27 protein-coding genes and 2 pseudogenes are annotated in these 25,554 nt (G+C 53.1%); 21 read left to right on the forward strand and 8 right to left on the reverse strand.

The genetic code is table 11. The features are described from left to right. Nucleotides 1-72 precede the first annotated feature (72 nt). A complete protein-coding gene (locus ACTQ4R_RS11865; protein WP_441628942.1) occupies nt 73-561 on the reverse strand; it encodes a tyrosine-type recombinase/integrase in 489 nt (162 codons plus the stop codon). Nucleotides 562-1,033: 472 nt separating this feature from the next. On the opposite strand from ACTQ4R_RS11865, the gene ACTQ4R_RS11870 reads away from it, so the two are divergent. The 4 genes from ACTQ4R_RS11870 (at nt 1,034) to ACTQ4R_RS11885 (ending at nt 4,919) form a co-directional block, all read left to right on the forward strand. Then, the gene (locus ACTQ4R_RS11870) at nt 1,034-2,224 is read left to right on the forward strand and encodes a hypothetical protein (RefSeq protein ID WP_441628944.1); all 1,191 of its coding nucleotides are present in this window, start codon (nt 1,034-1,036) and stop codon (nt 2,222-2,224) included. A gap of 447 nt (nt 2,225-2,671) precedes the next feature. Beyond that, on the forward strand, nt 2,672-2,923 hold the full coding sequence (locus ACTQ4R_RS11875; protein ID WP_441628946.1) for a hypothetical protein: 252 nt from the start codon (nt 2,672-2,674) through the stop codon (nt 2,921-2,923). Between the two features lie 75 nt (nt 2,924-2,998). Further along, the gene (locus tag ACTQ4R_RS11880) at nt 2,999-3,493 is read left to right on the forward strand and encodes a hypothetical protein (RefSeq protein WP_441628948.1); all 495 of its coding nucleotides are present in this window, start codon (nt 2,999-3,001) and stop codon (nt 3,491-3,493) included. Nucleotides 3,494-3,596: 103 nt separating this feature from the next. Beyond that, on the forward strand, nt 3,597-4,919 hold the full coding sequence (locus ACTQ4R_RS11885; RefSeq protein WP_441628950.1) for a site-specific integrase: 1,323 nt from the start codon (nt 3,597-3,599) through the stop codon (nt 4,917-4,919). Nucleotides 4,920-5,253: 334 nt separating this feature from the next. Here the strand turns inward: ACTQ4R_RS11885 and ACTQ4R_RS11890 are convergent, their stop codons facing one another. The 5 genes and pseudogenes from ACTQ4R_RS11890 to ACTQ4R_RS11910 form a co-directional block, all read right to left on the reverse strand. Then, nucleotides 5,254-5,544, reverse strand: coding sequence for a DUF2442 domain-containing protein (locus tag ACTQ4R_RS11890; RefSeq protein WP_441628992.1), 291 nt, complete (start codon nt 5,542-5,544; stop codon nt 5,254-5,256). A 19-nt stretch (nt 5,545-5,563) separates the two neighbouring features. Further along, nucleotides 5,564-5,834, reverse strand: a pseudogene (locus ACTQ4R_RS11895) (DUF4160 domain-containing protein). Between the two features lie 315 nt (nt 5,835-6,149). Further along, nucleotides 6,150-6,773, reverse strand: coding sequence for a YczE/YyaS/YitT family protein (locus tag ACTQ4R_RS11900; RefSeq protein WP_441628952.1), 624 nt, complete (start codon nt 6,771-6,773; stop codon nt 6,150-6,152). Between the two features lie 6 nt (nt 6,774-6,779). After that, a complete protein-coding gene (locus ACTQ4R_RS11905) occupies nt 6,780-7,316 on the reverse strand; it encodes a YgjV family protein (RefSeq protein WP_441628954.1) in 537 nt (178 codons plus the stop codon). A gap of 391 nt (nt 7,317-7,707) precedes the next feature. Beyond that, nucleotides 7,708-8,607: a LysR family transcriptional regulator gene (locus ACTQ4R_RS11910; protein ID WP_441628994.1), complete on the reverse strand. Its 900-nt coding sequence runs from the start codon at nt 8,605-8,607 to the stop codon at nt 7,708-7,710. Between the two features lie 88 nt (nt 8,608-8,695). Between ACTQ4R_RS11910 and ACTQ4R_RS11915 the strand changes: the two genes are divergently transcribed. Continuing rightward, a complete protein-coding gene (locus ACTQ4R_RS11915; RefSeq protein WP_441628956.1) occupies nt 8,696-9,430 on the forward strand; it encodes a DUF554 domain-containing protein in 735 nt (244 codons plus the stop codon). A gap of 201 nt (nt 9,431-9,631) precedes the next feature. Further along, nucleotides 9,632-9,868 (forward strand): annotated as a pseudogene (locus ACTQ4R_RS11920) (transposase); the annotation flags it as partial. Between the two features lie 60 nt (nt 9,869-9,928). Here the strand turns inward: ACTQ4R_RS11920 and spoVAE are convergent. Both spoVAE and ACTQ4R_RS11930 read right to left on the reverse strand, forming a co-directional pair. Beyond that, nucleotides 9,929-10,285, reverse strand: a complete 357-nt coding sequence (spoVAE, locus tag ACTQ4R_RS11925) for a stage V sporulation protein AE (protein WP_441628958.1) — start codon at nt 10,283-10,285, stop codon at nt 9,929-9,931. 200 nt (nt 10,286-10,485) lie between these two features. Beyond that, nucleotides 10,486-10,815: a hypothetical protein gene (locus ACTQ4R_RS11930; RefSeq protein ID WP_441628960.1), complete on the reverse strand. Its 330-nt coding sequence runs from the start codon at nt 10,813-10,815 to the stop codon at nt 10,486-10,488. Nucleotides 10,816-10,944: 129 nt separating this feature from the next. On the opposite strand from ACTQ4R_RS11930, the gene ACTQ4R_RS11935 reads away from it, so the two are divergent. From ACTQ4R_RS11935 to ACTQ4R_RS12005, 15 genes are all read left to right on the forward strand, one after another. Next, nucleotides 10,945-11,670: a FadR/GntR family transcriptional regulator gene (locus ACTQ4R_RS11935; RefSeq protein ID WP_441628962.1), complete on the forward strand. Its 726-nt coding sequence runs from the start codon at nt 10,945-10,947 to the stop codon at nt 11,668-11,670. Between the two features lie 68 nt (nt 11,671-11,738). Further along, on the forward strand, nt 11,739-11,900 hold the full coding sequence (locus ACTQ4R_RS11940) for a hypothetical protein (RefSeq protein WP_441628963.1): 162 nt from the start codon (nt 11,739-11,741) through the stop codon (nt 11,898-11,900). Nucleotides 11,901-12,161: 261 nt separating this feature from the next. Next, nucleotides 12,162-13,310 carry a galactonate dehydratase gene (gene dgoD / locus ACTQ4R_RS11945; protein ID WP_441628965.1) on the forward strand — a complete coding sequence of 383 codons (1,149 nt, stop codon included), beginning with the start codon at nt 12,162-12,164 and terminating at the stop codon, nt 13,308-13,310. 49 nt (nt 13,311-13,359) lie between these two features. After that, nucleotides 13,360-14,307 (forward strand): ABC transporter ATP-binding protein, encoded by a 948-nt coding sequence (locus ACTQ4R_RS11950; protein ID WP_441628966.1) that lies wholly within the window; start codon nt 13,360-13,362, stop codon nt 14,305-14,307. After that, nucleotides 14,304-15,005 (forward strand): ABC transporter permease, encoded by a 702-nt coding sequence (locus tag ACTQ4R_RS11955; RefSeq protein WP_441628968.1) that lies wholly within the window; start codon nt 14,304-14,306, stop codon nt 15,003-15,005. Before ACTQ4R_RS11950 ends, ACTQ4R_RS11955 begins: the two co-directional genes overlap by 4 nt. 5 nt (nt 15,006-15,010) lie before the next feature. After that, the gene (locus ACTQ4R_RS11960; RefSeq protein ID WP_441628970.1) at nt 15,011-16,474 is read left to right on the forward strand and encodes a Gldg family protein; all 1,464 of its coding nucleotides are present in this window, start codon (nt 15,011-15,013) and stop codon (nt 16,472-16,474) included. Further along, nucleotides 16,471-17,814: a DUF4340 domain-containing protein gene (locus ACTQ4R_RS11965; RefSeq protein ID WP_441628972.1), complete on the forward strand. Its 1,344-nt coding sequence runs from the start codon at nt 16,471-16,473 to the stop codon at nt 17,812-17,814. The genes ACTQ4R_RS11960 and ACTQ4R_RS11965 overlap by 4 nt, the downstream gene beginning before the upstream one ends. Nucleotides 17,815-17,890: 76 nt before the next feature. Then, on the forward strand, nt 17,891-18,409 hold the full coding sequence (locus ACTQ4R_RS11970; RefSeq protein WP_441628974.1) for a TRAP transporter small permease: 519 nt from the start codon (nt 17,891-17,893) through the stop codon (nt 18,407-18,409). Nucleotides 18,410-18,411: 2 nt separating this feature from the next. Then, nucleotides 18,412-19,701: a TRAP transporter large permease gene (locus tag ACTQ4R_RS11975; protein ID WP_441628976.1), complete on the forward strand. Its 1,290-nt coding sequence runs from the start codon at nt 18,412-18,414 to the stop codon at nt 19,699-19,701. 73 nt (nt 19,702-19,774) lie between these two features. Then, entirely contained in the window at nt 19,775-20,887 is a 1,113-nt protein-coding gene (locus ACTQ4R_RS11980) for a DctP family TRAP transporter solute-binding subunit (RefSeq protein ID WP_441628978.1), read from the forward strand. 98 nt (nt 20,888-20,985) lie between these two features. Then, nucleotides 20,986-21,456 carry a PH domain-containing protein gene (locus tag ACTQ4R_RS11985; protein ID WP_441628980.1) on the forward strand — a complete coding sequence of 157 codons (471 nt, stop codon included), beginning with the start codon at nt 20,986-20,988 and terminating at the stop codon, nt 21,454-21,456. A 111-nt stretch (nt 21,457-21,567) separates the two neighbouring features. Further along, nucleotides 21,568-23,262 (forward strand): dihydroxy-acid dehydratase, encoded by a 1,695-nt coding sequence (gene ilvD / locus ACTQ4R_RS11990; protein WP_441628982.1) that lies wholly within the window; start codon nt 21,568-21,570, stop codon nt 23,260-23,262. Between the two features lie 285 nt (nt 23,263-23,547). Further along, nucleotides 23,548-24,204: a bifunctional 4-hydroxy-2-oxoglutarate aldolase/2-dehydro-3-deoxy-phosphogluconate aldolase gene (locus ACTQ4R_RS11995; protein WP_441628984.1), complete on the forward strand. Its 657-nt coding sequence runs from the start codon at nt 23,548-23,550 to the stop codon at nt 24,202-24,204. A 36-nt stretch (nt 24,205-24,240) separates the two neighbouring features. After that, nucleotides 24,241-25,260: a PfkB family carbohydrate kinase gene (locus ACTQ4R_RS12000; RefSeq protein WP_441628986.1), complete on the forward strand. Its 1,020-nt coding sequence runs from the start codon at nt 24,241-24,243 to the stop codon at nt 25,258-25,260. Between the two features lie 69 nt (nt 25,261-25,329). Next, nucleotides 25,330-25,554, forward strand: a 225-nt coding sequence (locus tag ACTQ4R_RS12005; RefSeq protein ID WP_441628988.1) for a hypothetical protein, incomplete at its 3' end; no start/stop codon positions are given.

The following is a 25,554-nucleotide window of genomic DNA, read 5'->3' on the forward strand; positions in this document are numbered from 1 at the left end:
CCAAGTGCATTTTGCAACTTTTCGCTCTGCAAGTTTCTTGCAGAGCTTATTTTTTTGCTAAATCGGGTGCGATTAGCAGAGAAAAGGTACAAAACAACAATTATGCCGTTGCTGCACCAATCCTAATTTGTCCAGCTGTCGGATGTACTCTTTTCCCGTGGACAGGAGATAAATCCGGGTCGTCTCGATACTGCTGTGGCCCAGCACATCCGCCAACCGCACCACATCGTGACAGGTGCTGTAAAACGACCGGGCAAACAGGCTGCGCAGGTTGTGGTGGTATACCTTCCCCCGCTCCACGCCTGCCAATCTGCACAGCTTTTTCATTTCGGCCCAGATCTGCTTCCGGTCCATTCCCGTACCGCTTTGGGTGATGAAGATCTCACCCGAGGCGATTTTTTGTTGTCTGGCATATTTCTGCAGCTTGCGGCACAGGCGGTTCGGCAGCAGGATCGTGCGGATCTTCCCTTTCAGCGCGATCTCCGCCGCCCCGGAATGGACTGCCTCCGCCGTGATATATTTCACCTCGCTGACCTGGATGCTTGGTGACCGCCCGACCATCCGCCCATTCCGCGAACTTCCGTAAAGAACGCAGGTATGCCTCAATGGTGGCCGGTTCCCGCTCACCGTGCCGCAGATAGGATTCAAACTTCTCCATTTCCCGCCGGGTCAACTGCATCTTTTTTCTCATGGCGCGCCTCCCAAATTCGTGTTCCTTCCATTGTACCAACAACATCCAGAAAACGCTCAAAAATCTGGACGCGCACCCTATCTCGGCAGAAATGCTGTAATACGCCCAAAATCAATAGATACAAAATGGGTATTATGGCAATTATATTGCCCCATATTGGGTTAATTATCAAGTGTCAGGGAGAGATTTTCATATTGAAAATTCCATGCGGCGCAGGATATTCAGCAAATGAACTGCTGCCCGAAAAACCGGGATGCAGGAGCAGAATGCTGTCTTTAACAGAGTTGATAATCACCGCGGAAAAATGTATAATTGAGAAAGTAAAGAAGGGAGGAACATACGATGGACACATTAATTGAGCTGTATGATGAACGTGCCATTGAAAATATTCTGGCTCCGGACATGTTCCGCCCCCAACGTATTATCTACCTCTGCCCCGGTGAAATTACGCAGGATCGAAAGCGGCAGGAGAAACTGGAAGCCTTTTTCCGCCGCCGCGGCTGGACGCCTGAACTCATCTTTATGGAGACAAGCTTATTTAAAGCAGACCGCATCCTTCGCCAGCTGCTTGCCATTGGCGAGAAATACCCGGACTGCGCGCTGGATGTCACCGGCGGCAGCGATGCCGCGCTGTTTGCCGCGGGTATGTTCACTGCTCAGACAGGCGCCCCTGCATTCACCTACTCCCGAAAAAAGAATCGTTTCTACGACATCTCGGGCGCCGGTTTTGCCGATGACCTGTACTGTGACCTCTCCTATTCCGTAGAGGACTTTTTCTTAATGGCAGGCGGAACACTGCTCCCCGGACGTGTGGATAACGGGATCCTCTCCAAGTATCTGGAGGATTTTGATCCCTTCTTTTCGTGCTTTCTGCGCTTCCGGCGTGATTGGACGGATATTATTTCCTATATTCAAAGAATATCTCCTGCAGAATACGGTCAGATACCCCCGCTGTTCGTCCAAGGGAACTACACAGTAAAAGGCGATCACGGGGCCAGGAATTCCGCCAATGAAGCTGCCCTGCAAGAGCTTGCACGGATCTACTTTATTCAGGACCTCACGATCATGCGGGATGAGTCGGTTTCCTTCCGCTTCCGGGATCAGAATACCAGAGCATGGCTTCGTGATGTCGGCAGCGTTTTGGAGCTGTACGCTTACAAGGCCTGCATCGATACCGGTATCTTCAACGATGTGATCAGCAGCGCAGTTGTGCGTTGGGATGACACGGTAGGGCACGGCAGCGTTTCCAATGAGATCGATGTCATGGCCGCACGTGGTGTCATTCCTCTGTTTCTCAGCTGCAAGGCCTGCGATATCAGGACCGAGGCGCTCAATGAACTTGCGATCCTTCGGGATCGATTTGGAGGGAAAGGCGCGAAAGCTGCGATCATCAGCACGGAACCCTGTAATGCAGCCGCCCGGCACCGTGCCGCTCAGCTTGGTATTGCTGTCATCGATCTTGAGGAACTAAAAAGCGGCCAGATCGTACACCGATTGAAGGTCATTATGAAAGCGCAGAAAGCTTCATTCTGATGGGCACCTTTGACGCGCTCATGGAATAGCACATCTTAATGCGCATTACTACGCAAGTTAAGGGGTAGTTTGGCCGTATATTGTGTTATTGTTATGAAGAGGCTGTGATGATTATTGCACCCTGCTGAGGGTGCTGATGCTTCTGTTGTCATGCCTAAGAGTGTTGTGGTACGCTCATCTTTTCTGGAAACCTGACAATCAAGCAAGCCATATAAATGTTGAAGGCTGTGGTCGCTGTGGGTGATCACAGCCTTTTTGTATATTTCTCCCTTGCGGCAACCGCAAGTTTACAGAGCCTGTGCCGGATGGTAGAATAAAGCTGTATTTAATGTCTGCTGAATAATTGAAAAATCCTTGCGGTGCAAGCTGTTGAGGCTGATTTTTGATATAATAAGAGTATCGAAAAACGCAAGAATCAGGCAAAAACCTTGCACTTGGAGGACAGCTATGTATCGTTACAGTAATGGACAGATCAGTCTGGCGGATTTCAAGCAGCCGGTTGGCATGAATCTGAAGGAAAGCAACCGTTGGGTGAAGAAAGCCCAAACGATCCCCTGGCTGGAGATTGAGAAGCGGTACGCCGCTCTGTTTACCAACCGCATGGGCAATGTAGCCAAGCCGCTGCGGCTGGCTCTGGGCGCCTGCATCATTCAGGCAGAGTATGGCTATTCTGACGAAGAGACTGCGCTTCAGATTTAGGAGAACCCGTATCTGCAGTACTTCTGTGGGTATCCCGGCTATGATGATGAAAAGCTGCCCTTTGCCCCATCTTTGATGGTGTACTTCCGTAAGCGGTTGACGCCGGAAGTGTTGGGTGAGATCAACGAGATGATCGTGCGGGACGCAAAGAATCGTCAGGAAAAAGAGGTCAAATCCAAGGATGACGGTGATGACTCTGATGACCACCCGGGAGCTGGAGGAACCAGCGGCACTATGATCGTGGACGCCACCTGCGCGCCGTCCAATATCCGTTATCCCCAGGACGTTTCCCTGCTCAACGAGGCCAGAGAAAACGCCGAGAAGATTCTGGATGTTCTCCATGATTCCGCAGATGGGAAGAAGCCCCGGACTTACCGCCAGCGTGCCCGGAAAGATTACCTGAAATACACCAGATGCCGCAAGCATACCGCACAGATGACCCGCAAAGCAATTGGAAAACAGTTGACTTATGAGCTGGTCCGCTGTGGAACAGTCCGCAGCATTCGGATCGGTAAGCAGCTCCGCATTCCCAAACAGGCACTGATCGACTACCTGTCAAGCGTTGACTGACTGCCTCGCCAGATTTCACAATTTGTTCGATTGACCGCTTGCCGCGCAGGGAGTATCATGAAGCCATGATTTTCTCTGCGCGGCGAAAGGAGGATTTTTCATTATGCCGCGCAAACCAAAAGTAACCAGACGAGGAAAAAACGAGGGCAGCGTCTACCGTCGCAAGGATGGAAAATGGGTCGGCCAGGTGACAGTCGGATACCGGCCGGACAATGGCAAGCCCATTCGGAAATACACCTACGCAAACACCCGGGAGGAAGCCGCCCGTTGGGTGGCTCTGACGCTGACCACAGAACTGGATAAAGAGACTCATCCGATTTCAGAGGATCTGATCTTGAAGGACTTTCTCCACAAGTGGCTCACCACCTTCAAGGTCCATGAGGTATGCAGCAGGACAATGGAGCTGTATTATTCCAGTGAGCGGCTGCACATCGTTCCGGCCCTGGGCAACTGCACCCTGGATGCGGTGACACCGCTGAAGGTCCAAACGTTTCTGTATCAGCTGCAATCGGAAAAGCAACTGTCCAACCGGACGATCTCGCTGATCCGCAGCGTGCTGATCCAGATGTACGACTATGCCATGGAGCTTCGACTGGTGGAGAGCAATCCTGCCCGCAATACAAAGCTACCCAGACAGCCCCGGAAAGCGGGGGAAGAGGAGAATAAGGTCCTCCCCATTGCACAGCGGGAAGCCCTGCTGAAAGCCGCCGCAGAGGATCCCATTATGAGCCCGGCCATCACAACGCTGATGCTGCCAGGTATGCGGATTGGGGAACTGCTGGCCCTCCAGTGGAAGCACGTGGACTTCGAGGCCAAGACCATCACCATCCGGCAATCCCTGACCCGGGAGTTGACCTTTGACGAGGACGGCAAGACCCAAAGAATGGTGGATGCTCTGGGAGCCACAAAGACGCGGACATCGCAGCGGGTCATTCAGGCACCGGACCTGGTGCTGACACGGCTGCGGGAATGGATGCGGTATGTGGCTACGCTGAAAGGCGGTCTCAAGGTATTGGTTCCAGAGGGCTTCATCTTCATCAGCACCCGCACCATGGGGATGCGGACGTACTCCGGTTTCCGGGCCAGCTACCGCCACTTCCTGGAGCGGAATGGCTTTGAAGCGGAGGGGCTGAACCTGCACAGGTTCCGCCACACTTACGCCTCCATGCTGCTGGAGCAGGAGATCAACCCGAAGATCGTGCAAAAGCTGCTGGGCCACCGGGATGTCAGTACCACGCTGGGGGTCTATACCCATGTGGTGCCGGAGGTGTTCTCTGGCGTGACGACAGCTGTGAACGACGCATCCGAGAAACTACTGGCGGGGACCTACACGCCGAAAATGAACGAGACGCAAGTCCGCGATCAACTGCGGCAGCTGGACCCGCTGCTATCCGAGGACGTGGAGATCAAGGTGCGCTACGCTTAAAAAGCCGTACAGCTTCATACAGCTGCAGACCTAAAATCCCCCAATATTCCGTAACACAAGCCGGGAAATTGTCCGCAAACCGTGGACATCAAAAACAGGCATAAAAAGTTGGAATCCCTTGCAGCACAATGACTACAAGGGATTCCGAATGGTGGAGACTACTGGACTCGAACCAGTGACCTCCTGCGTGTGAAGATGCGTCGAGGGCGGAAAGAACGAGCTATCCTGTCCTTTCCGCCCCTTTTGGCTCAAAATGATTTGCTGTCCGCTCCGTTGTTTCCGTTGTCTACTACCTGCCCCAATTCCAGTCTGGGTCACGGTTTGGGTCAAGCGCTCAAATAGCCTCTCGCAGAGGATCTTCGACAGCCGGACAATGATCATACAATTCACAGGGATCAAGGTCGATGCAGGTGCAGGGGTCTCTGGTACCATCCAGATCCCAAGCGACAGCATCGTTCAATACAGTCAGACAATTCCGAAAGTTTTCCCCATCCTGGAGCGGAGCAAATACGCCGCCTTTTTCCAATAACGGCTTTGCATCCAACAATCGAATGAAGCCATCCAGAAAATAGACATAGACTGTAAAATCGATTCCCGCGACAACCTGGACGACTTTGGGAATCATCAAAACACACTCCCTTCTCTCAAACAAGCGGGGCAATGCGATTGAGGGGCTTGGCATCCTTGGAAAGCTCCCAGTTCTGCATGAGTTCGTCACGATGTAACTCGCACCATGCCAGAATCAATTTCAACTGGCGGGAAGGTAAGGCACCCCGAATCACATAACCACCCTGAATGTCTACCAATGCTTTGTTCCCGGCGTACTCTGCATGGAAGTGCGGCGGATTGTGGTCGCTATAAAACGCTATAAAACATTGTGATACGAATTCCATAAAACAAACTGACTTCGGGCATACCGTAAGCACCTCCCAATTCGAATTTAATATACCATAAGGATAAGAGAAATAAAAGGTTTTTCTCTGCTTTGATTAGAAACGTTATAACTTTATTGCGGTTATTTAGGAAAAAGACTACAGACTATATTTTTACAGATGGGCAATGATCCCGCTCCTTTTCGCAATTCTGCTGATTTCAGCTTGTTTTACCGTAATTCTGACATATGATTTGTGATCTTCTCAAAATAGCCAGTCATTCAGTAGGCTCTATATAGAATACAGATGCAATTCGAAAACAGTTCAAGTTTAGTACAACTTTAGTTCAAAAACAGTCTTAATGGGTTGCCTTTCCCAAAACAATTGTGTCTATAGCAGGCTTTAGGATTTTTACAAACTTCTGTAACAACGCACCTGACAGCATAATTGTTGCAACCGTGCAAATTCCAACAGTACCTCCTAAAATCCACCCAAACAAAACACATATCACATCTAATATGATTCTTACATTTTGAATGGGCCATTGATTTTTATGTACAAAAGCAAACGTTAAAGCTTCATAGGGTCCTTTTCCAAAGTCCGCAAGGGAATAAAGTGCTGAACCAAAGCTGAATATGACAAGTCCACATATCATAATAAGAAAATTCACCATTTTTGAGCTGCTATAATGCAAAAACGGGGCAAATAAATCGATGCAAAAACTATAGACCACTTGATACAGTATCGTCCCTATATGGATTTGCCTTCTGTCATAAAACCAGCAAAAGACCACCATTGCCGCGGCAATGATCAACGATGCCTGCCCAATGGTTATACGGATTGTCTTTGCCATCCCCTGCCATAATACCGCAAGTGTTGCGGAACCAAAACCGGCATAAATTGCTATATCCAATCCGAATGCAGCAATTACTGTTCCTACAATGACAGTCAAAAGTCTTAATATCATCTTTTTACAAGACATATTATTCTATCTCCCCTTTATCCGGGCGTATTCCTGCTCCGCGCCGCCTTTCGGCTCTTTTTTCATCAGGGATGCCGCCGTGATCACCGTCAGCACGGACTCCGTCACCATGCCGGAATAGGAACGCACCGCAATGACATACACCAGCCACGAAAGGCCGCTGACAATGCCCGCGCCCTGTATCACCCGCTTGTTGGACTGGAAGAAGGGCAGCAGGGCCACCAACGATGCCAAAATAGGCAGCAGCGTCACTGGCGTTTCGTAGGTTAACACAGCAATCAGCAGGAACACCGCTGCGATGGGCATCGCCGTGGCGACCTTGTTCCAACGAAACCGCTCCTGTAATAGGAAAAGCATCAACACGATAATTTGAAAAAAGCTACATACTGCACCGGACAGGGCGTGAAGTAGTGCATAATGGATGGCAAAAATCAAATTGGCAACTACCTGCCACAGCAAGATCATGCGCTTGTCCTTCTGCCAGTAGCTGAGTCCCATAGTAATTAATGCACCAAAGCCGATCATCTGATAAAGCACATTCATTCGTCTGTCCTCCCATGAAAAAAGCCACGCACCCAGCAAGGGTGCGTGGCGAAAAATGGATGCGATATTCCAGAAAAATCTACACAAATTTTGGAATTATATTTTACCATAGTAAAGGCTCACTTGTCAATCCGCAACAAGAATGATCCCTTTTACCTTTTGTGTTGATTTAGGCCCATAATCACACCCCATCCGTCATTTTGACGAAACTCTAAGCATAGCAAAAGCAAGGTGTATTTCAACCTTGCTCCTATCGGAGAATATGTGCTATTCAGTCCAACAAATTGGAATCTGGCGGTTATTCGCCATATACGATTAAGACCGTTTTTCCATCATAATCAAGATACTTCACGTCATCCACTAAAACCCTGGGAGTTTGAACTGGAGATACTCAGCAAATCTCCAAAAGATACTTCCGAAGTGCTTTGAGGCCGACATGATTTTTATTTTCCTGCAGGCAGACAAAACTAAGGCTCTCCTCAAATGGCGGCCACAGGGGGACCGCGCAGACTCCGTAGTATTCCGCAAATGATTTGGGACCCAGGATGATGCCTGTTCCATTGCGCACCATGTCCATGGATGTTTCTACGCCATCAAGACGGTACGTTCTACCGGGGACAACCCCGTGCTTTTGGAGCGCTCTTTTTAAGACCTGTGCTTCCATGAAGTCCTGCGGGGCGGCAATAATCGCACAGCCTCGCAGATCCTCAAAAGAAGCATGGGCCTGTTTTGACAGGGGACTTCCGTGGCTGGTGAGGACGCACTGGGGCTCTCGGATCAATTCACAACGGAAAAAGCGATGGAGATCCGGGCGGGTCTCTGAAGAAGATAAGTAATTCAGCGCCAGATCAATATCGCCGTTTTTCAAATCCTCCAAAAAGTTTTCGCAGGACTGGATGAATGTGGGTTCTATATGGGGATACCGCTCGAAAAAAGCCATGATTTTCGGGAACAATCCGTTGGAGAAGACCCGCGGCCCCAGATAGATGCGCAGATGCTCCCGGTTTTGCTGGCTCAGGCGGGCATTGATTTCCTGCAACTGTGCCCATGACTGCTGTACTAGCCTGGCCCCATCACAGAATTCTTCCCCCGCAGGCGTCAGGGAGACACCCTGTGCTGTACGGTAGAGCAGGGAAAAGCCCAACTCACTTTCCAGCTTTTTGATTTGCAGGGAAATGGCTGGCTGCGAGACGAACAGTGCTTCTGCCGCCTTTGAAATACTGCCGTGATCGGCCACGGCCAGAACATATTGAAGCTGTGTGATGTTCAGATCGGTTCGCCTCCTGGGTATTTGAGTTGCTTATACCCCTATTTTAACTTGACATTTCTCAAAGCGCAATATCTGTCTTAAAATAAAGGGGAAAGAAGGGCGTGAGAGAATGCTGATAGGTTCCATAGTCAATGTTGCGGCTATTTTGGCCGGTTCAACAGTAGGGCTGCTCCTTCGATGGGGCATCCGACGGTTTTCAGCTCTGTTTTCCGCTGGCAGCGGCCAGCTGGGAGAACGGCTGCAAAGCATCATCATGCAGGGACTGGCGCTATGTACGACCTGCATGGGGATCAGCGGCTCGCTGAAGGGACAGAACAGTCTGATCATGATTTTGTCCATGGTCATCGGTGGGTTGATCGGAGAACTGCTGGATCTGGATGGGGCGATGAAGCGGGCAGGAGACTGGGTGCAGGAGAAAATGAGCCGGTTTGGTTCAGAGGGCGAAACATCTACGATTGCAGAGGGTTTTGTCACTGCCAGCCTGTTGTACTGTGTCGGTGCCATGTCTATTGTAGGTGCATTGAACAGTGGTCTCATGGGAGACCATGATATGCTGTTTGCAAAATCACTGTTGGACGGGACGGCATCGATCATTTTCACCGTGTCGCTGGGGGTGGGGGTCCCGTTATCCGCCATCGCCGTATTTTGCTACCAGGTGCCGATCACACTGGCGGCGGCTGTACTGGCGCCCTTTCTCGGGGAAAGCGTCATTGCGGAGATGACCTGTGTGGGTTCCCTTCTGATTTTGGCCATCAGCCTGAATCTGCTGGGCCTGACAAAAATCAAGATCATGAATCTGATTCCCGCAATTTTTCTGCCGATTTTTTTGTGTCGGTTCTTTTAATCTCCTTTGGCACTCCTTGTATGGCCTTGGCAGATGTTCCACGCCATTTGCCCATGCCAAGCAGAAGCGCATAGATTTCCAGAGTCGCAGAACGGCCAGCATTTTGCTGGCCGTTCTGCATTTTTGACCATGGATACCTGCTGGGACTTTTCTTGAAAAGCTGCGTTTTGGCAGCGCCCTCAGGATACGCCTGCGTACGCGCAGCTCTATAAGTGCCGAAAGGAAACCATTGAACGGGTCTTCGCGGACGCCAAGGAAAAACACGCGATGCGTTATACGCAATACAGAGGCTTGGCTTAGGTGACGAACTGGGTGAAGCTTAAGTTTGCTGTCATGAACTTGAAAAAGTTGGCCACATGGAAATGGAGGAATCTGTTGCCCTCGTTTTGCTTTGCTGTTTTTTCGCTCATATATGTTCGAGATCCAGTCTGCTCCTGAGTACAGACCGGGTTCCTCGACAGACTGAAACCGGGAGTGGCATAGCCGCTCCCGGTTTGTTTATCGCTTGTCCCCCGGCTTGAAGATCAGGGCCATCACCACGGCGGAGACTACCGCTGTGGTGATACCGCCTGCTGCGGCGGACAGTCCGCCGGTGAGGGCGCCTAGCCAGCCCTGCTCCGCCACCGACTTTTCAACGCCCTTGGCCAGCGCGTGGCCAAAGCCCGTCAGGGGCACCGTGGCCCCGGCTCCGCCCCAATCTGCCAATGGCTGATACAGACCCACGGCACTGAGGAACACGCCGGCGACCACATAGCCCGTCAGAATACAGGCGGGGGTCAGCCGGGTGCGGTCAATCAGAATTTGCCCCACGGCGCAGAGAAGTCCACCGCAGAGAAATGCGTTAAGATATGCCATACGCCCTACCTTTCCGTGCTGACGCACACCAAAGGTTACAAATGCGGCATTGGCAAATCGCACATCCGTTCTATAAAATGGAATTGCAAATGAATACAGTGAAGGACGGTGGAATAAACTATGCGGGATTACAAGGCGAACACATTCCAGATGAATAATTCAATTTTTCAATTTGGACTAACGCCAATCCAGTTTGTAGTCTACAGCAACTGCTCATACAGAGATTTCATCGTAAGTGCCCGAAGGACGATCTCCTCCGCAGATGCAGACAGCCTATCAGACATGAGATACTCAAATATATCCCCGTCCTCCTCCGGGATCGACAGGTCATAGACCGAGAAGAAATGCGTGGGATACACTAAATCCATCAAGCCAGGCAGTGCGTGTTCAAATCCTCTTGTGTGTGATAAGCCATACCAATAAGCGGACTTCAATTTATTGGGCGATTTCTCAAACTGTCCCATAACGAACATTGCACCGCGCTCTCCGAGTTCTGCAGCCTGCTGATACATGCGGATTGCATCATTCACATTACGCTCAGTGCCCTTTCCGGTCATATGCCAAAGTGATATCTTTCATTGCCTATCTGAGACTGGTTTGGTATAATCATGAACAAGACATATCAAGAAAAAGGCAGTCAGGTTTGAAAGGAGTGCAAGATGGGCGAATTATCTACGATTAAGAATCAAGCGCTTACTGAGCGGATAGAAGAACGGCTTTTCCAGTATATTCTCGATGAAAAGCTGCCAATTGGAACCAAACTGCCGAATGAATACCAGCTGGCAAATCAGTTTAATGTCAGCCGGGGAACGATTCGCGAAGCGGTAAAGCTCTTGGTCTCCCGCGGAATCTTGAATGTTAAGCACGGTTCCGGTACTTACATTTCCGCGACAACGCCAGTTCAAGATGACCTTCTGGGTCTGAAAGCGGTTGAGGACAAGTTCCAGCTGGCATTGGATCTGACGGATGTGCGATTGATGCTGGAGCCGGGTATCGCTGAAATGGCGGCGCTTAATCGGACCGATGAGGAAATTGAGCTCTTGGTGAAATACTGTGACGATGTTCGAAAGAAAATAGAAGCCGGCGAGGATTATTTGAATGAAGACGTCATATTCCATTCCCATATTGCCAAGTGTTCTCACAATATGGTGGTAAAGCCCCTGATGCCCATTATTGATGCAGCAGTCATCCTGATTGCCAATATCACTCGTAAGGAACTCCTGGAGGCAACCATTGTGACCCACGATCAGGTGGTAAACTGCATTATCGATCAGGATTCCATGGGCGCACGGGCTGCCATGTCCATGCATCTGGCCCTGAACCGAAATGTCATCAAACAGGAATACAAAAAAAGTCAAAAGCAGAAGTCAAATCAGATCAATTAAGTCAAACCAAATCAATTGGGAGCCATTTCAAAACGATTGTAGTTTTGAAATGGCTCCTCTTGTTTTGCATGAGCGGTAATCGTGTGGGTGTCGGTTCTGATTCTCAAAAAACCGCCTGCGCTTTAACTCACCAAAGTCATCCGATGACTTTTTTAAAAGAAAGCCGAAATAGACTTTGTTTTAAGCGAAAGATAGCTGATTTTCCACGCGCTTTTATGCAAAATCAATAAGAGAATCTGTTTTTTGGCCGAAAAAGTAGAAATGATTTCGGATAACTTGTAACGCCAATATTCAAAATTTATAATGAAGACATCAGGAAAATATGAAGAATCGCTTATTTTTCCGGGGAGCCGGAGCACCGCCTTTGCTTCTCATGATGTATTTCAGTCGGGCTGCTTTTTCGTGTTCCAGCGGTGCAAGGTGCCTCTCATGAAACAACTGAAACAACATCCGCGCTGCGGAAAAATATGAATTAGGGAAGTGTGGTCATCATGAAAATTACTGCTGTCAACACCTACTATGTCCGTCCCAGATGGGGCTTTGTGGAGATTGAGACCGACGAAGGCTATACCGGTTGGGGCGAAGCCGTTCTGGAAGGCCATGCAGATGCTGTCCTGGCCTGCGTGAACGAGTATAAGCCCTACCTGATCGGCCAGGACCCCTCCCGCATCGAGGACCTGAACGCAACGATCTATCGTGCCGGTTTCTATCGCGGCGGCGGCGTCCTGATGAGCGCCTTGTCCGGCATCGACCAGGCTCTGTGGGATATCAAGGGCAAAGTGCTCAATGTTCCCGTTTATGAGCTGATGGGCGGCAAGTGCCGTGATAAGATCCGTGTTTACTCCTGGATTGGCGGCGACCGTCCTGCTGATACCGGCGCAATGGCCAAAGAGCGCATGGACGCCGGCTTCAGCGCCGTGAAGATGAATGCCACTGAAGAACTGCAGATGATCGATACTTATGAAAAGGTCGACGCCGTTCTGGAGCGTGTGGCCGCCATCCGCGAGGCCTGCGGCAAGTATTTCGGAATCGCCATCGACTTCCACGGTCGTGTGCATAAGCCCATGGCAAAAATCCTCGCCAAGAAGCTGGAGGAATTCGATCCCATGTTCATCGAAGAACCCGTGCTGTGCGAGAACATGGAGTGCTTCAAGGAAATCGCCGCTTGCTGCAACATTCCTATCGCCACCGGCGAGCGTCTGTTTACCAAGTACGACTTCAAGCGCCTGCTGCAGGCCGGTGGTGTGGATATCATCCAGCCGGACCTGAGCCACGCCGGCGGCATCACGGAGGTCAAGAAGATTGCCTCCATGGCCGAGGCCTATGATGTTGCACTGGCTCCTCACTGCCCCCTTGGTCCCATTGCCCTGAGCGCCTGCCTGCAGGTGGACGCCACCAGCTACAACGCGGTCATTCAGGAGCAGTCCATCGGTATCCACTACAATGTGGGCAAGGAGGTTCTGGATTACGCGCTGAACCGCGAGGACTTCCGTTTCGAGAACGGCTTTGCGAAGATGCCCACCAAGCCCGGTTTGGGTGTTGAGGTCAACAAGGCCCTGGTCCTGGAAGAAAACGCAAATCCCCACCAGTGGAAGAACCCCGTCTGGCGTCACGCTGACGGTTCTGTGGCTGAGTGGTAATTGCCCTTCCGAATTGATCTGATTGCGCGGCGCGCAGAGGCGGACAGATATGATGATTGAAGCGATCCATCTGACAAAACAATATGGTACTGCCAAAGCGCTGTTCGACGCGAACTTTTCGATTGAAAAAGGTGAGATCGTGGGATTTCTCGGCCCCAACGGAGCCGGGAAATCCACCACGATGAATCTGCTCTGCGGTTATCTGACCCCGTCGTGGGGGCAGGTCCGAATCGCTGGCGTGGATATGGCAGAGAACCCCCTGGAAGCCAAGCGGCATATCGGCTATCTGCCGGAGATCCCCCCTCTGTATATGGACATGACAGTGGCGGAGCAGTTGGAATTCGCCTGTGAGCTTCGGGGCCTGCGGATGAAGAAGCCCGAAATGCAGGCATATATTGACAAGCTCTGCGCACGCACGCAGATATTGGATACCCGGGACCGGCTGATTCGGAACTTGTCCAAAGGCTATCGCCAGCGGGTGGCTGTGACGCAGCTGCTAGTAGGTGAGCCGGAGATTCTGATCCTGGACGAGCCGACTGTGGGGCTGGACCCCCGGCAGATCCGGGAATTCCGGGATTTGCTGAGTGACCTGAGCAAGGAGCACACCATCATTCTCTCCTCTCATATTCTTTCGGAGATCAGTTCCGTATGCAGCCGCATTCTCGTGTTTTGTGAGGGAATGCTCATTGCGGACGGCCAGCCTCAGCAGCTACAGGAGCAGTTGTCCGGTTGCCGTATGCTGGAAGTGGAGATCAGCGGTGATACCGAAGGCGTGTGCGCCTTGCTCCGCGGCATTCCCGAGGTGCTTGCGGTCAAGGGAGATGGAAACGGCACGTATCAGGTCTCCCATCGGGCAGGCACGGATATCCGCAGTTCCCTGTACCGGGCGCTGCGCGCTACCGACTATGATTTGCTGATGATGAAGCCGGAGGAAGTTTCGCTGGAGAGCTTGTACCTCCGCATTACCGAAAACGAACAGGAGACGACAGAATCATGAGTGCTGTGTATCGCAAAGAGATGCGTCAGTACTTCCACTCCGTCATCGGATATGTGTTTCTGGCCATCTTCCTCTTTATTAACGCGTTTTATTTTCTGTTGCAGAATCTGCTGACCCGCAGCGGCGACATCACGGACTATTTTCAGGCGACTATCACACTGGAGATGTTCCTGATGCCCATGTTGACCATGCGGAGCTTTTCGGAGGAAAAAAAGCAGAAAACGGATTTGCTTCTGTACACCATGCCAGTGGACTGTGGGCATGTAGTCCTGGCAAAGTTTTTGGCAGCAGAGAGCATGTTCCTGCTGGGGCTGGCAGTAACGCTGGCATTTCCTGTGATTCTGGCACTGTGCGGCAGCGTGCAGGTTTGGATCACGCTGGGCAATTATATCGGTATCATTCTGCTGATGAGTACCTTTATTGCCATCGGTATCTTCGTTTCCGCCCTGACGGAAAACCAGATCGTCTCAGCGATCATTTCCTATGTCTTAATTTTTGCGCTATGGTATTCCTACGGCCTTGGCTCCGCCATTCAAAATCCGGTGCTGCTGGCGCTTTTTAACAAGCTGTCCCTGATGCAGATGTATTATGAACTGGCTTTGGGCATCTTGAATCCTGCGGCGATTGCTTTGAATCTGGCCATCACTGTCATTTTCCTGCTTTTGACTACCGCGGTTGTGCGGGGAAAAAGAGGGTGAGCGCTATGGAACATCAGAGAAGAGCCAACAGCGGCGTCATCCCTGCGGAGGTGCAGCGCCAGCGGCGGAGAGAAAACCGTCTGCGGATTGCCTGCCTGCTTCTGACCATCGCCGTGATTTTTGGCATGTACAGTGTTGTCAGTGCGGCGACAGAACGTTTTTCCTGGAAGCTGGACCTGACGGAAGACCAGGTGTTCCGCCTGACGAATACGACCAAAAGCATTCTCTCGGAACTTGAGGATACGGTAACCTTTACATACTGTAATGACCGCTCCGATGCAGATACCAACCTGAAGGAGGTCCTCAGCCGCTACGCTTCTGCGTCTTCCAGAATCGACGTCGCGTATGTGGACCTGGACGCCAATCCCGCCCTGGTAGAGACCTATAACCAAAAAGGAATTGAACTCAGCCCTGACGGGGTTCTGGTGACCTGTGGCATTCAGTCCCGCTTCATTCCATGGAGCGAGCTATATGAGATTCGCACCACCTCTGGCGGAGACGGCAGTCAAAGCTATGCGATTACCGGACTGAAGGCTGAAACCATGCTGACCTCTGCCGTTGTGGCAGTCAGCGGGCAGGATTGTCCCGGAGTCGCTTTTACAGCAGGTCACTCCGAGGATGACAGCGATGCCCTGCGAAATCTGGTGGCAAACAGCAACTACGAAGTGTCTCAGGTGGTGCTGGGTGTGGACACCATTGATGAAAACGTGGAAGTGGTCGTCATCGCCGGTGCCAAGCGCGATTTCTCCGAGGCGGAACTGGCAGTCCTGGAGGCATTCATGGACCGCGGCGGCAACCTGTGCGTATTCCGTGATCCGGAAATCAACAGTCTTCCCAATCTGGACGGTTATCTGGCTGAATGGGGTATCGCGGTCACAGATCAGGTCGTCCTGGAGCCTCGCCAGCAAATGGACAGTCCGCTGAACATCATCCCCAATTTCGGTGTCAGTATGATTAACGTCTATTTCTCCGAACATTCCACCTATCTGGTGTTGCCGGAGTGCAGGGCACTGGAACTGACCAATGCAAATGCCAGCATTACGAATACGGTACTGCGGTCCACGTCTTCTTCCTATGCGAAGAATTTTCTGTCTATGAGCTCTCTGACACAAAGTGCGGAAGACGCAGTCGGCCCCTTTACTGTGGCCGCTACCGGTGAGCGCAGCTTTACAAATAGCGCCGGTGAGTCCGATACACAGTATGTATTCGCTGTGGCCTGCACAGGCTTTTATCAGGACAGCTACCTGAAAACCGGAAGTCTTGGCAACGCCGATTTGGTACTGCAGGTGCTCTCCCATATGACGGACAACGAGGTAACGCTGAATATCCCGACAAAGAATCTGACGGCTGACAGCTTGTCTGTTTCCCGAACCGGGATCATGCTGTTTGCGGCTTTCTTCGTGGTAATACTGCCGCTGAGCCTGCTGCTGACCGGCGTTTGGGTGTTCCTGAAACGGAGGCACTCATGAGAGCAACGAAAAAAACATTGTTTGGGCTGATCGCAGCCCTGGCAGCCTGTATCGCAGCCACGCTGCTGCTGACCTTTGCGGGACGCAGTGAGACGGCGGCTGACCGGGCACCTACATATTACTTTACCAACTACGCCGCACCGGAGGAACTGTTGCTGGCCAGCCTGGAAAATGACACGGGCAGCGTGGTGCTTGCCGCGGCCAACGGCATTTACTACGCCGCAGGCGATGTCCAGCTGGCGGCTGACAGTGAAGAAGTGAAAAACTTCTTCGACACGATATATCGTCTGCCCATGAAGCGCTTGCTGGAAGGGGCGAATGCCTCTGATCCCCAGTATGGGCTTGTGGAACCCAGAGCTGAGGTCCTGTTGCAGGATACCAACCAGGATGGTGTGCTCTTCCGCGTTGGCAGTGCCACGCCGGACGGTGAAGGCTACTACGCCTGCCTGAGTGGTGATACACGGGTATTCATCATGGACCGCACCTACGCCCAGCAGTTTCTGAGCAATGTGGACCTCTTTTTCGACCTGGCTCTGTATCCCTCTCTGACTGGAGACGGTGTATGCAACCTGCGCGGCGTCGAAGTGCAGCGGAATGGAAAACCGGTTTATGCACTGCAGTTGTCCGCTGCTTCTCAGGACGGCAGCACGGCAGTATTATCCATGACATCCCCCTATTCTATGGCTTTGGGGATCACGCAGGCCAAAAATGAGATTCTGACTCCTCTGCGTGAATTGAAAGGGATACAGGTCATAGACCAACCCGAGGACCTGGAGGTCTACGCACTGGCAGACCGCAGCAACTTCTTCGCACTGACTTATGCGGACGGCAGTACAGCTGCCATTCGGGTGGGAAAACAGGAGGGTTCCGCGACATATGTCCTGCGGGAAGATACTGGCATGGTGATGCTGGTGCCCACAGCCAATCTCTCCTTCTTCTACGATACCGCACTGCAGGTAGTGGGACAGAATCTGGTCAATGTGTCCATGGGAAACCTGATGGCTCTGCAGATCGGAGACCATGTTTATCGGATATCCGGAACACCGCCTACGCTGAACGTAACGCTGGATGGCACGGAACTGCCTCTTGAGGAATTCCAGAACGGTGTTTACACCGTACTGAACCGCATCTCCCTTCAAGGTGAATGGGACGGTGCGGAACAGGGCGAGCCTCAGCTGGAGATGGTGATACAGACCGGATATGCTGATGAGACCTCACAAGTAACGACCTATTCCTTCTTTTTCCTGGATAGCCGCCGCTGTGGCGTGGCGGTAAACGGGCAACCCGCATTCCTATGCAGCCAGTCGGTTGTACAGCAGCTGATCGACACTGTTGGCTGAGAACAGCTACTCTTTTTCTGGTGATACGCCGCCGCTGCGGCTGTCATAAACTAAAAGAAAGGACTGCAAGCAAATCATGAGTGTTCTGAAGAAAATCAACGATGGATTGATGGCATTTATTAAGATCGTCTTGATCGGCGCCGGTACTCTGATGACCGCACTGGTGATCATGAACGTAATCTTGCGCTATGTCTTCAATTCCGGCCTTTCCTGGTCCGAAGAGGCCTGCCGCTTCCTGTTCATCTGGGTCACTTTCCTGGGTGCGATCCTGGCAAACGACGCTGCTCTCCACGGCGAGCACATGCGGATGGACTTCGTAGTGGAAATGTTCCACGGGATCCCCCGCAAGATCGTGGAGGTCGTCGCTCTGCTGTTGGTGCTGGTGATGCTCGGCACTTTGTTTAAGGGCGGCATTGAATTGGTACAGGGTACCTGGCCCATGCTGACTTCCGCGCTCCGCATTCCCAAGGGTGCAGTTTATCTCTGCGCCCCCATCGGTTTTGGCTATATGTTCATTCAGACGCTGGCAAAACTGGTGAAGATCATCACCATCAGCAGCAACGAACTGGAAAACGCAGGTAAGGAGGCTGAATAAGAATGTTAGCTGTATTTTTGATTGCCCTGTTCGGCCTGGTTATCATCGGTGTTCCCATTGCGTTCTCTCTGGTCGGCACCGGCTTCTTCATGATGCTCACGCAGGCTATGAGCCGCCCCACCGCATGGTCCGTCTTCACGCTGGCACAGAAGTTTGTCAACGGTACTGACAGCGTTCCCCTGCTGGCCATCCCCTTCTTCATGATCGCAGGTGAGATCATGACCCGCGGCGGTATTTCCCGTCGTATCGTTGATTTCGCTTACTCCGTGCTGGGCCGTTTCAAGGGCGGTCTGGGCTATGTGGGTATCCTGGCATCCATGATCTTCGCAGGCGTGTCCGGCTCCGCAGTGGCAGATACCACCGCAGTCGGCTCCATGATGCTGCCCATCATGGAAGGCGCCGGCTATGACAAGGGCAAGTCCACCGGCATCATCTGCTCCGCCGGCTGCATCGGCCCCATCATTCCTCCGTCCACCCAGATGATCTTCTACGGTGTCTGCGCCGAGGTCTCCGTTTCCGCTCTGTTCCTGGGCGGCATCGTCCCCGGCATCCTGATCGGCGTCGGTCTGATGATCGCATGGTTCTTCCATGTCCGCAAGCGTGACTATCCGGTGGGCCCCAAGACCAGCCTGTCCGGCATCTTTAAGGCTACCAAGGAAGCCTTCCTGGCGATCTGCCTGCCCGTGTTCATCATCCTCTGCATCACCACCGGCGTCGCTACCGCCACCGAGACCGCTGCTCTGGCCGTTCTGTACGCACTGATCGTCTCCGGCTTTGTGTATCGTGAGTTCAAGTTCAAGGAATGGCCCCATCTGATGATCAACGCCATGAAGTCCACCGCTGTCATGATGTTCGTCGTCGGTTCCGCCCAGGTCGCCGCCTACATGGTCACCACCTGTGCCATTCCCCAGCTGCTGGCAAAGGCCATTCTCTCCATGACCAACAGCCCCGTAGCTTATATGCTGCTGGTCAATCTGCTGCTGATCCTGGTCGGCTGCGTGATGGACTCCGGTCCCGCCATTATGATCCTGACTCCGATCCTGCTGCCCATCGCCAAGAGCTTCGGCCTGGATCCCGTGTACTTCGGTGTGGTCATGGTTGCCAACCTGTGCATCGGTCTGGCTACTCCCCCTGTCGGCAACGTGCTGTACTGCGGCGTGTCTCTGTCCAAGATCAAGCTGGCTGATCTGATTAAGGCCAGCCTGCCCTTCGTCGGCGTGATGTATCTGGTCCTGCTGATGATCACCATGTTCCCCGATCTGATCCTGTTCGTGCCCAATATGCTGGGCTGATAGCTCTCTTTGGAAATGTGCGGGTCATTCCATTCACCCGTTCATTAATATTTTACACTTAGGAGGAAACCACATGAAAAAGAAGATCCTTGCACTGTTGCTGGCTCTGTCCATGACAGCATCCCTGGCTGCCTGTGGTCTGGCCGGAACCACGGCCCCTGCAGAAAGCGAATCCAGCAAGCCCGCTGCCGAGACTCCCGCTGCTACCGAGACCACCGAGGTCGGCCCCTACAGCTCCTCTGCTGAGACTCAGGGCAAGACCAACCCCATCGTTGTGAAGGTTTCCAACGGTGCCGGCGAGACCTCTCCCGGCGTCAAGGCTCAGCTGTCCGTGTTCGCTCCCATGGTTGAGAACAACTCCAAGGGCAACATCGGCGTTGAGGTCTACTCCGGCGCTCAGCTGGGTGACGATACCACCGCTACCGAGATGGTCGTTGCCGGTCAGCTGGAGATCAACAACACCTCTACCGCTCCCCTGGTTGGCTATGTGCCTGAGCTGGGCATCTTCGACATCCCCTTCCTGTTCAATGATGAGGCCGAGGCTGACAAGGTCCTGGCTTCCGAGGTCGGTGACTACCTGAACGCCAAGCTGGCCGACAAGGGCATCATCAACCTGGCTTGGAACGAGAACGGCTTCCGTGAGCTGACCAACAGCAAGCGCGCTGTTGCTTCCGTCGCCGACGTTGCCGGTCTGAAGATCCGTACCATGGAGAACAAGTTCCATCAGGAGCTGTGGAACAGCCTGGGCGCTGCTGCCACTCCCATGTCTTCTTCCGAGCTGTACACCGCTCTGGAGCAGGGCACTGTTGACGGCGAGGAGAACCCCATCGCCAACTTCTACAGCTATCAGTTCCAGGAAGTCCAGAAGTACATCACCATGTCCAACCACATCTACAGCCCCTTCCTGTTCGATATGTCCAAGAAGATCTGGGACACCTATGACGCTGACACCCAGGCTATCCTGAGCGAGGCCGCCAAGGCTTTCGGCGAAGAGGAGAAGGCAATCAACCGTAAGGCCGCTGCTGAGAACCTGCAGTCCTGCATCGACGATTACGGCATTGAGGTCACCTATCTGACCGACGATGCCAAGGCTGAGTTCCTGGCCAAGACCGCTCACATTCAGGACATGATCGCCAAGGATACCGGCGCTGAGATCATGGACCTCCTGAAGGCTGCCAAGGGTTAATTCCCGCCATCGCAGTTTAAGCAGTCCGTTTACAATGAAGCTGGCCCGGCGCTTGCCGGGCCAGCTCCCAAAAACAACTTGGGTAGGGAGGCGTTTTTATGGAGCAGGAAGTCCGTTTGCAAAAAGCGGAGCAAATGTACACATACAGCTGCGACCATAACTTCGGCAAGGGCTTGAGCCGTGCCTGGGGTCTTAACAGCTTTCGTTTGGTGGAGCAGGCTATGGACGCGGATGAATTCGCCTATCTGACTTTCATCGGACTACATCGGTTTCACAGCATGTCCGCCCATCAGCGGAATTTCGCATACGCTTTCACCAACAAACGTATCATCATGGCCCAGATGCGGTCGTTCTGGCGCACCCGCACAGAAAGTGTCCCTCTGAACAAAATTCTAAATTTGTCTTTTGACAACGACTCTTCCATCGGCGTGGTAAAAATTATGTTGGCCAACGACGCGATCTGTGTGGGGATGGCCCAAGAGAGCGTTACCGCCCTGAGTCAAAAGATTACTGAACTACTGCCTTTGATTCAGGAATATGCCCAGCAACTGCCCGCGACAGATGATTGATTCCTTTTTCAGCGATTACCAATCTGCACAATTTTCCGGTATTGACCGGACTAAATTCAGAAAAGTTCCGGGGATCGCCCTGGTTTTGAAATTGACATAAGGAGAATGCTTATGGAACGCAGCAAAAAGTTTTTGACCGGTCTTGGCAACCAGTATTATCGTGCTACTTACAAGTCGATGGGTTTCACCTCTGATGATCTGACTCGTCCCATCATCGGCATTGCGAACTCCTGGAGTGAGTCCGACCCCGGCCACTTCAATCTGCGGCAGGTCGCACAGCGCGTCCGTGACGGTATCTACCGCGCCGGCGGTACCCCTGTGGAATTTGGCGTGATCGGCGGCTGCGACGGCATGGCAAACGGCCATGTCGGTATGCACTACATCCTGCCCCACCGCGAGATCATCGCCAACTCCGTGGAGACCATGGCGCAGATCAACCAGTTTGATGCACTGGTCCTGCTGGGCTCCTGCGACAAGATCGTCCCCGGTATGCTGATGGCAGCTGCCCGCCTGGATATCCCCTGCATCATGCTGCCCGGCGGCCCCATGGAAGGCGGCAAGGTGTTTGACGGCCGTGAATCCGACCAGACCTCCAGCACTGAGGCCTACGGCATGCTCTCTGCCGGCAAGATCACCGAGGAAGAGTATGTCTCTCTGGAAGATACCGCCTGCCCCGGCTGCGGTTCCTGCTCTTACCTGGGCACTGCCAACACCATGTGCTCTCTGGCTGAGGCCATGGGCATGACGCTGCCTGATGCCAGCCTGGCCCCCGCCACCTCCGCTCGCCGCCTGGCTCTGGCCGAGGAAACCGGCATCAAGATCATGGAGCTGGTGGAGAAGGAGATCACTTCCCGCAAGATCATCACCAACGGCAGCATCCGCAACGCCATCAAGGCCTGCATGGCTATGAGCGGCTCCACCAATGCGGTGATGCACCTGATCGCCATCGCCCACGAAGCTGAGCTGGATATCGACGTTCTGGCAGAGTTTGACGAGCTGTCCCGTACGACGCCGCAGATCGCCAAGATGAATCCTGCCTGCAACTACAACGTCATCGACTTCTTCAAGGATGGCGGTGTGATGCGCATGATGCAGAACATGACCGATAAGCTCCTTGATTACGATCAGATGACTGTCACAGCGCATACCATCGGCGAGAACATCGCCGCCCACAAGTATCTGTATCCCAATACTGGCCGCACCATCCGTACCGTGGATGATCCCTTTGGCTTCACCGGCGGCGTGGCCGTCCTGCGGGGCAATCTAGCTCCCAACACCGGCATCACCAAGCCCGGCGCCTTTGATAAGAGCCTGCATCATTTTGAGGGCGAGGCCATCTGCTTTGACTCTGAGGAGGAGGCCGAGGAGGCAATTCTGGCCGGCAAGGTCCATGATGGCCATGTCGTAGTCATTCGCTATGAAGGCCCCAAGGGCGGCCCCGGCATGCGCGAGATGTACAAGGCTATGAAGTACCTGTATGGCCGTGGCTTGGCAAAGTCCACCGCTCTGGTCACCGACGGCCGTTTCTCCGGCACCAACAACGGCTGCTTTGTCGGCCATATCTCTCCCGAGGCTTCCGAGGGTGGCACCATTGCTCTGGTGCATGACGGTGACCGGATCGTCATCGACGTTGAGGAGCGTTCTTTGAATGTTCTGGTCAGCGACGAGGAACTGGCTGCCCGCAGAGCCGCATGGAAGGCTCCCGCTCCCAAGTTTACCCGTGGCTGGCTGAGCCTGTACTGCAAGCTGGCAGGCTCCGGCGCCGAGGGTGCTGTCATGGACATGAAGAAGCTGGAGAACCTGTAATCAGCTTCCTGAATCGCCAATTATCAGAAAGCGCCGCAGCGGAGACGTTTTCTGACTATTCCTAAATTTCCTGTAATGGAAAAGGCCGCTGAAAAGCGGCCTTTTTCCATATTGAAAACCCTTTGTGTCAGCGGTATGTGGATAAAGCGTACGTTCGGCGTGCTCCGAATGCGCTATGCTGCCGCACACTTTTCAAACGGGATACTGGCACAAACGTTGTTTCCCGTTGTTGTACGATTACGCGAAAAATGATTTCCAGAATACGGAAAAGTATAGGAGGTTATTATGACTATCGCAGAAATCAAGGAACAGGTCGATAAAGAAAAAGTCATCGCCATTGTCCGTGGTGTCAGCACAGAAAAGTGCCTGAAGGTCGCAGACGCTCTGTATGAGGGCGGCATCCGTTTGATGGAAGTACCCTTCAATCCCAAGGATCCTTCTTCCGATGAGGAAACTGCCAATTGCATTGCTGCCATCGCCAAGAAGTATGCGGGCAAAATGCTGGTTGGTTCCGGTACGGTCCTGACCGTGAAGCAGGTGGAACTGACTGCTCAGGCCGGCGGCAGCTATACCATCGCCCCCAATACCAATGCTGACGTGATCCGCCGCACAGTGGAGCTGGGCATGGTGGCAATGCCCGGCGCTATGACGCCCACCGAAATCGAATACGCCCACGAGTGCGGAGCAGAGTATGTGAAGCTGTTCCCCGCCGCAAATCTGGGCACAGATTATGTCAAGGCGATCCGTGCACCTCTAAGCCACATCAAGCTGCTGGCCGTTGGCGGCGTCAGCGAGAAGAACTTCGCTGACTTCCTGAAGGTCGGCATGTCCGGTGCCGGCGTCGGCGGCAATCTGGCCAACAAGGCATGGATCGAAGCCGGCGAATATGAGAAGATCACGGAAGTGGCACGGCAGTTGGTTGAGATCGCGCATAATGCCTGATGAAGGCAACAGAATTCCGAAAAGGAGATAATGACTATGAAAATTGTTACTTTTGGTGAGATCATGATGCGTCTGAATCCCGAGGGATATCAGCGCTTTGTCCAGGCCGAGAAATTCGAGGCATCTTACGCCGGCGGCGAGGCCAATGTGGCCGTGTCTCTGGCTAACTACGGCATTGACGCCGCCTTCGTGACCAAGGTTCCCGCCCATGAGATCGGCCAGTGCGCGGTCAATGCGCTGCGCCGCTTTGGCGTTGACACCAGCATGATGGTCCGCGGCGGCGATCGCCTGGGCATCTATTTCGTGGAAAAGGGCGCTTCCCAGCGTCCCTCTAAGGTCATCTATGACCGTGCCAACTCTGCCATCTCTCAGGCTCAGCCCTCCGATTTCGATTGGAAGAGCATTTTCCAGGGTGCTGATTGGTTCCACTTCACCGGCATTACTCCCGCGCTGGGCGGCAACCTGCCCGAGATCTGCCTGGAGGCCTGCAAGGCCGCCAAGGAGATGGGTGTCACGGTCAGCTGCGACCTGAACTTCCGAAAGAAGCTGTGGAGTCAGGAGCAGGCCGGCGAGACCATGAGCAAGCTGATGCCTTATGTGGATGTCTGCATTGCCAACGAAGAGGATGCCAAAGATGTGTTCGGCATCGCTGCCGCTGACACCGACTTGAACACCGGCAAGATCAGCCACGAGGGCTACATCAGCGTGGCCAAGCAGCTGTGCGATCGCTTCCATTTCAAGAAGGTCGCCATCACTTTGCGGGGCAGCATTTCCGCTTCTGTGAACGAGTGGGCCGGTATGCTGTACAGCGATGGTCAGGCGTTTTTCTCCCCCACCTACCGCATTGACATCGTGGACCGTGTTGGCGGCGGCGACAGCTTTGGCGGCGGCCTGATCTATGCGCTGATGAGCGGCTACGAGAGCCAGAAGGCCATTAACTTCGCCATCGCAGCCTCCTGCCTGAAGCATACCATTGAGCACGACTTCAATCTGGTCTCCATTTCCGAGGTGGAGAACCTGGCCGGCGGCAATGCTTCCGGCCGTGTTCAGAGATAATATTTTTCCTTGCAGAGGCGTTTCATCTGATTTGTTGACGCCGATACAGAAGAAAGGAAGAAGAAAATTATGGGCAAGAAATACGTCGTGATGGACGGCAACACTGCCGCCGCCCATGTGGCCTATGCCTTTACCGAGGTCGCGGCCATCTATCCCATCACCCCCTCCTCTCCCATGGCGGAGAAGGTGGACGAGTGGTCCGCCAAGGGCCGGAAGAACCTGTTCGGCTCCACCGTGGACGTCATCCAGATGCAGTCCGAGGCCGGCGCCGCCGGCACCTGCCACGGCTCCCTG

Source organism: Dysosmobacter sp. Sow4_B12 (assembly GCF_052116665.1).
Classification (GTDB): Bacteria; Bacillota; Clostridia; order Oscillospirales; family Oscillospiraceae; genus Oscillibacter.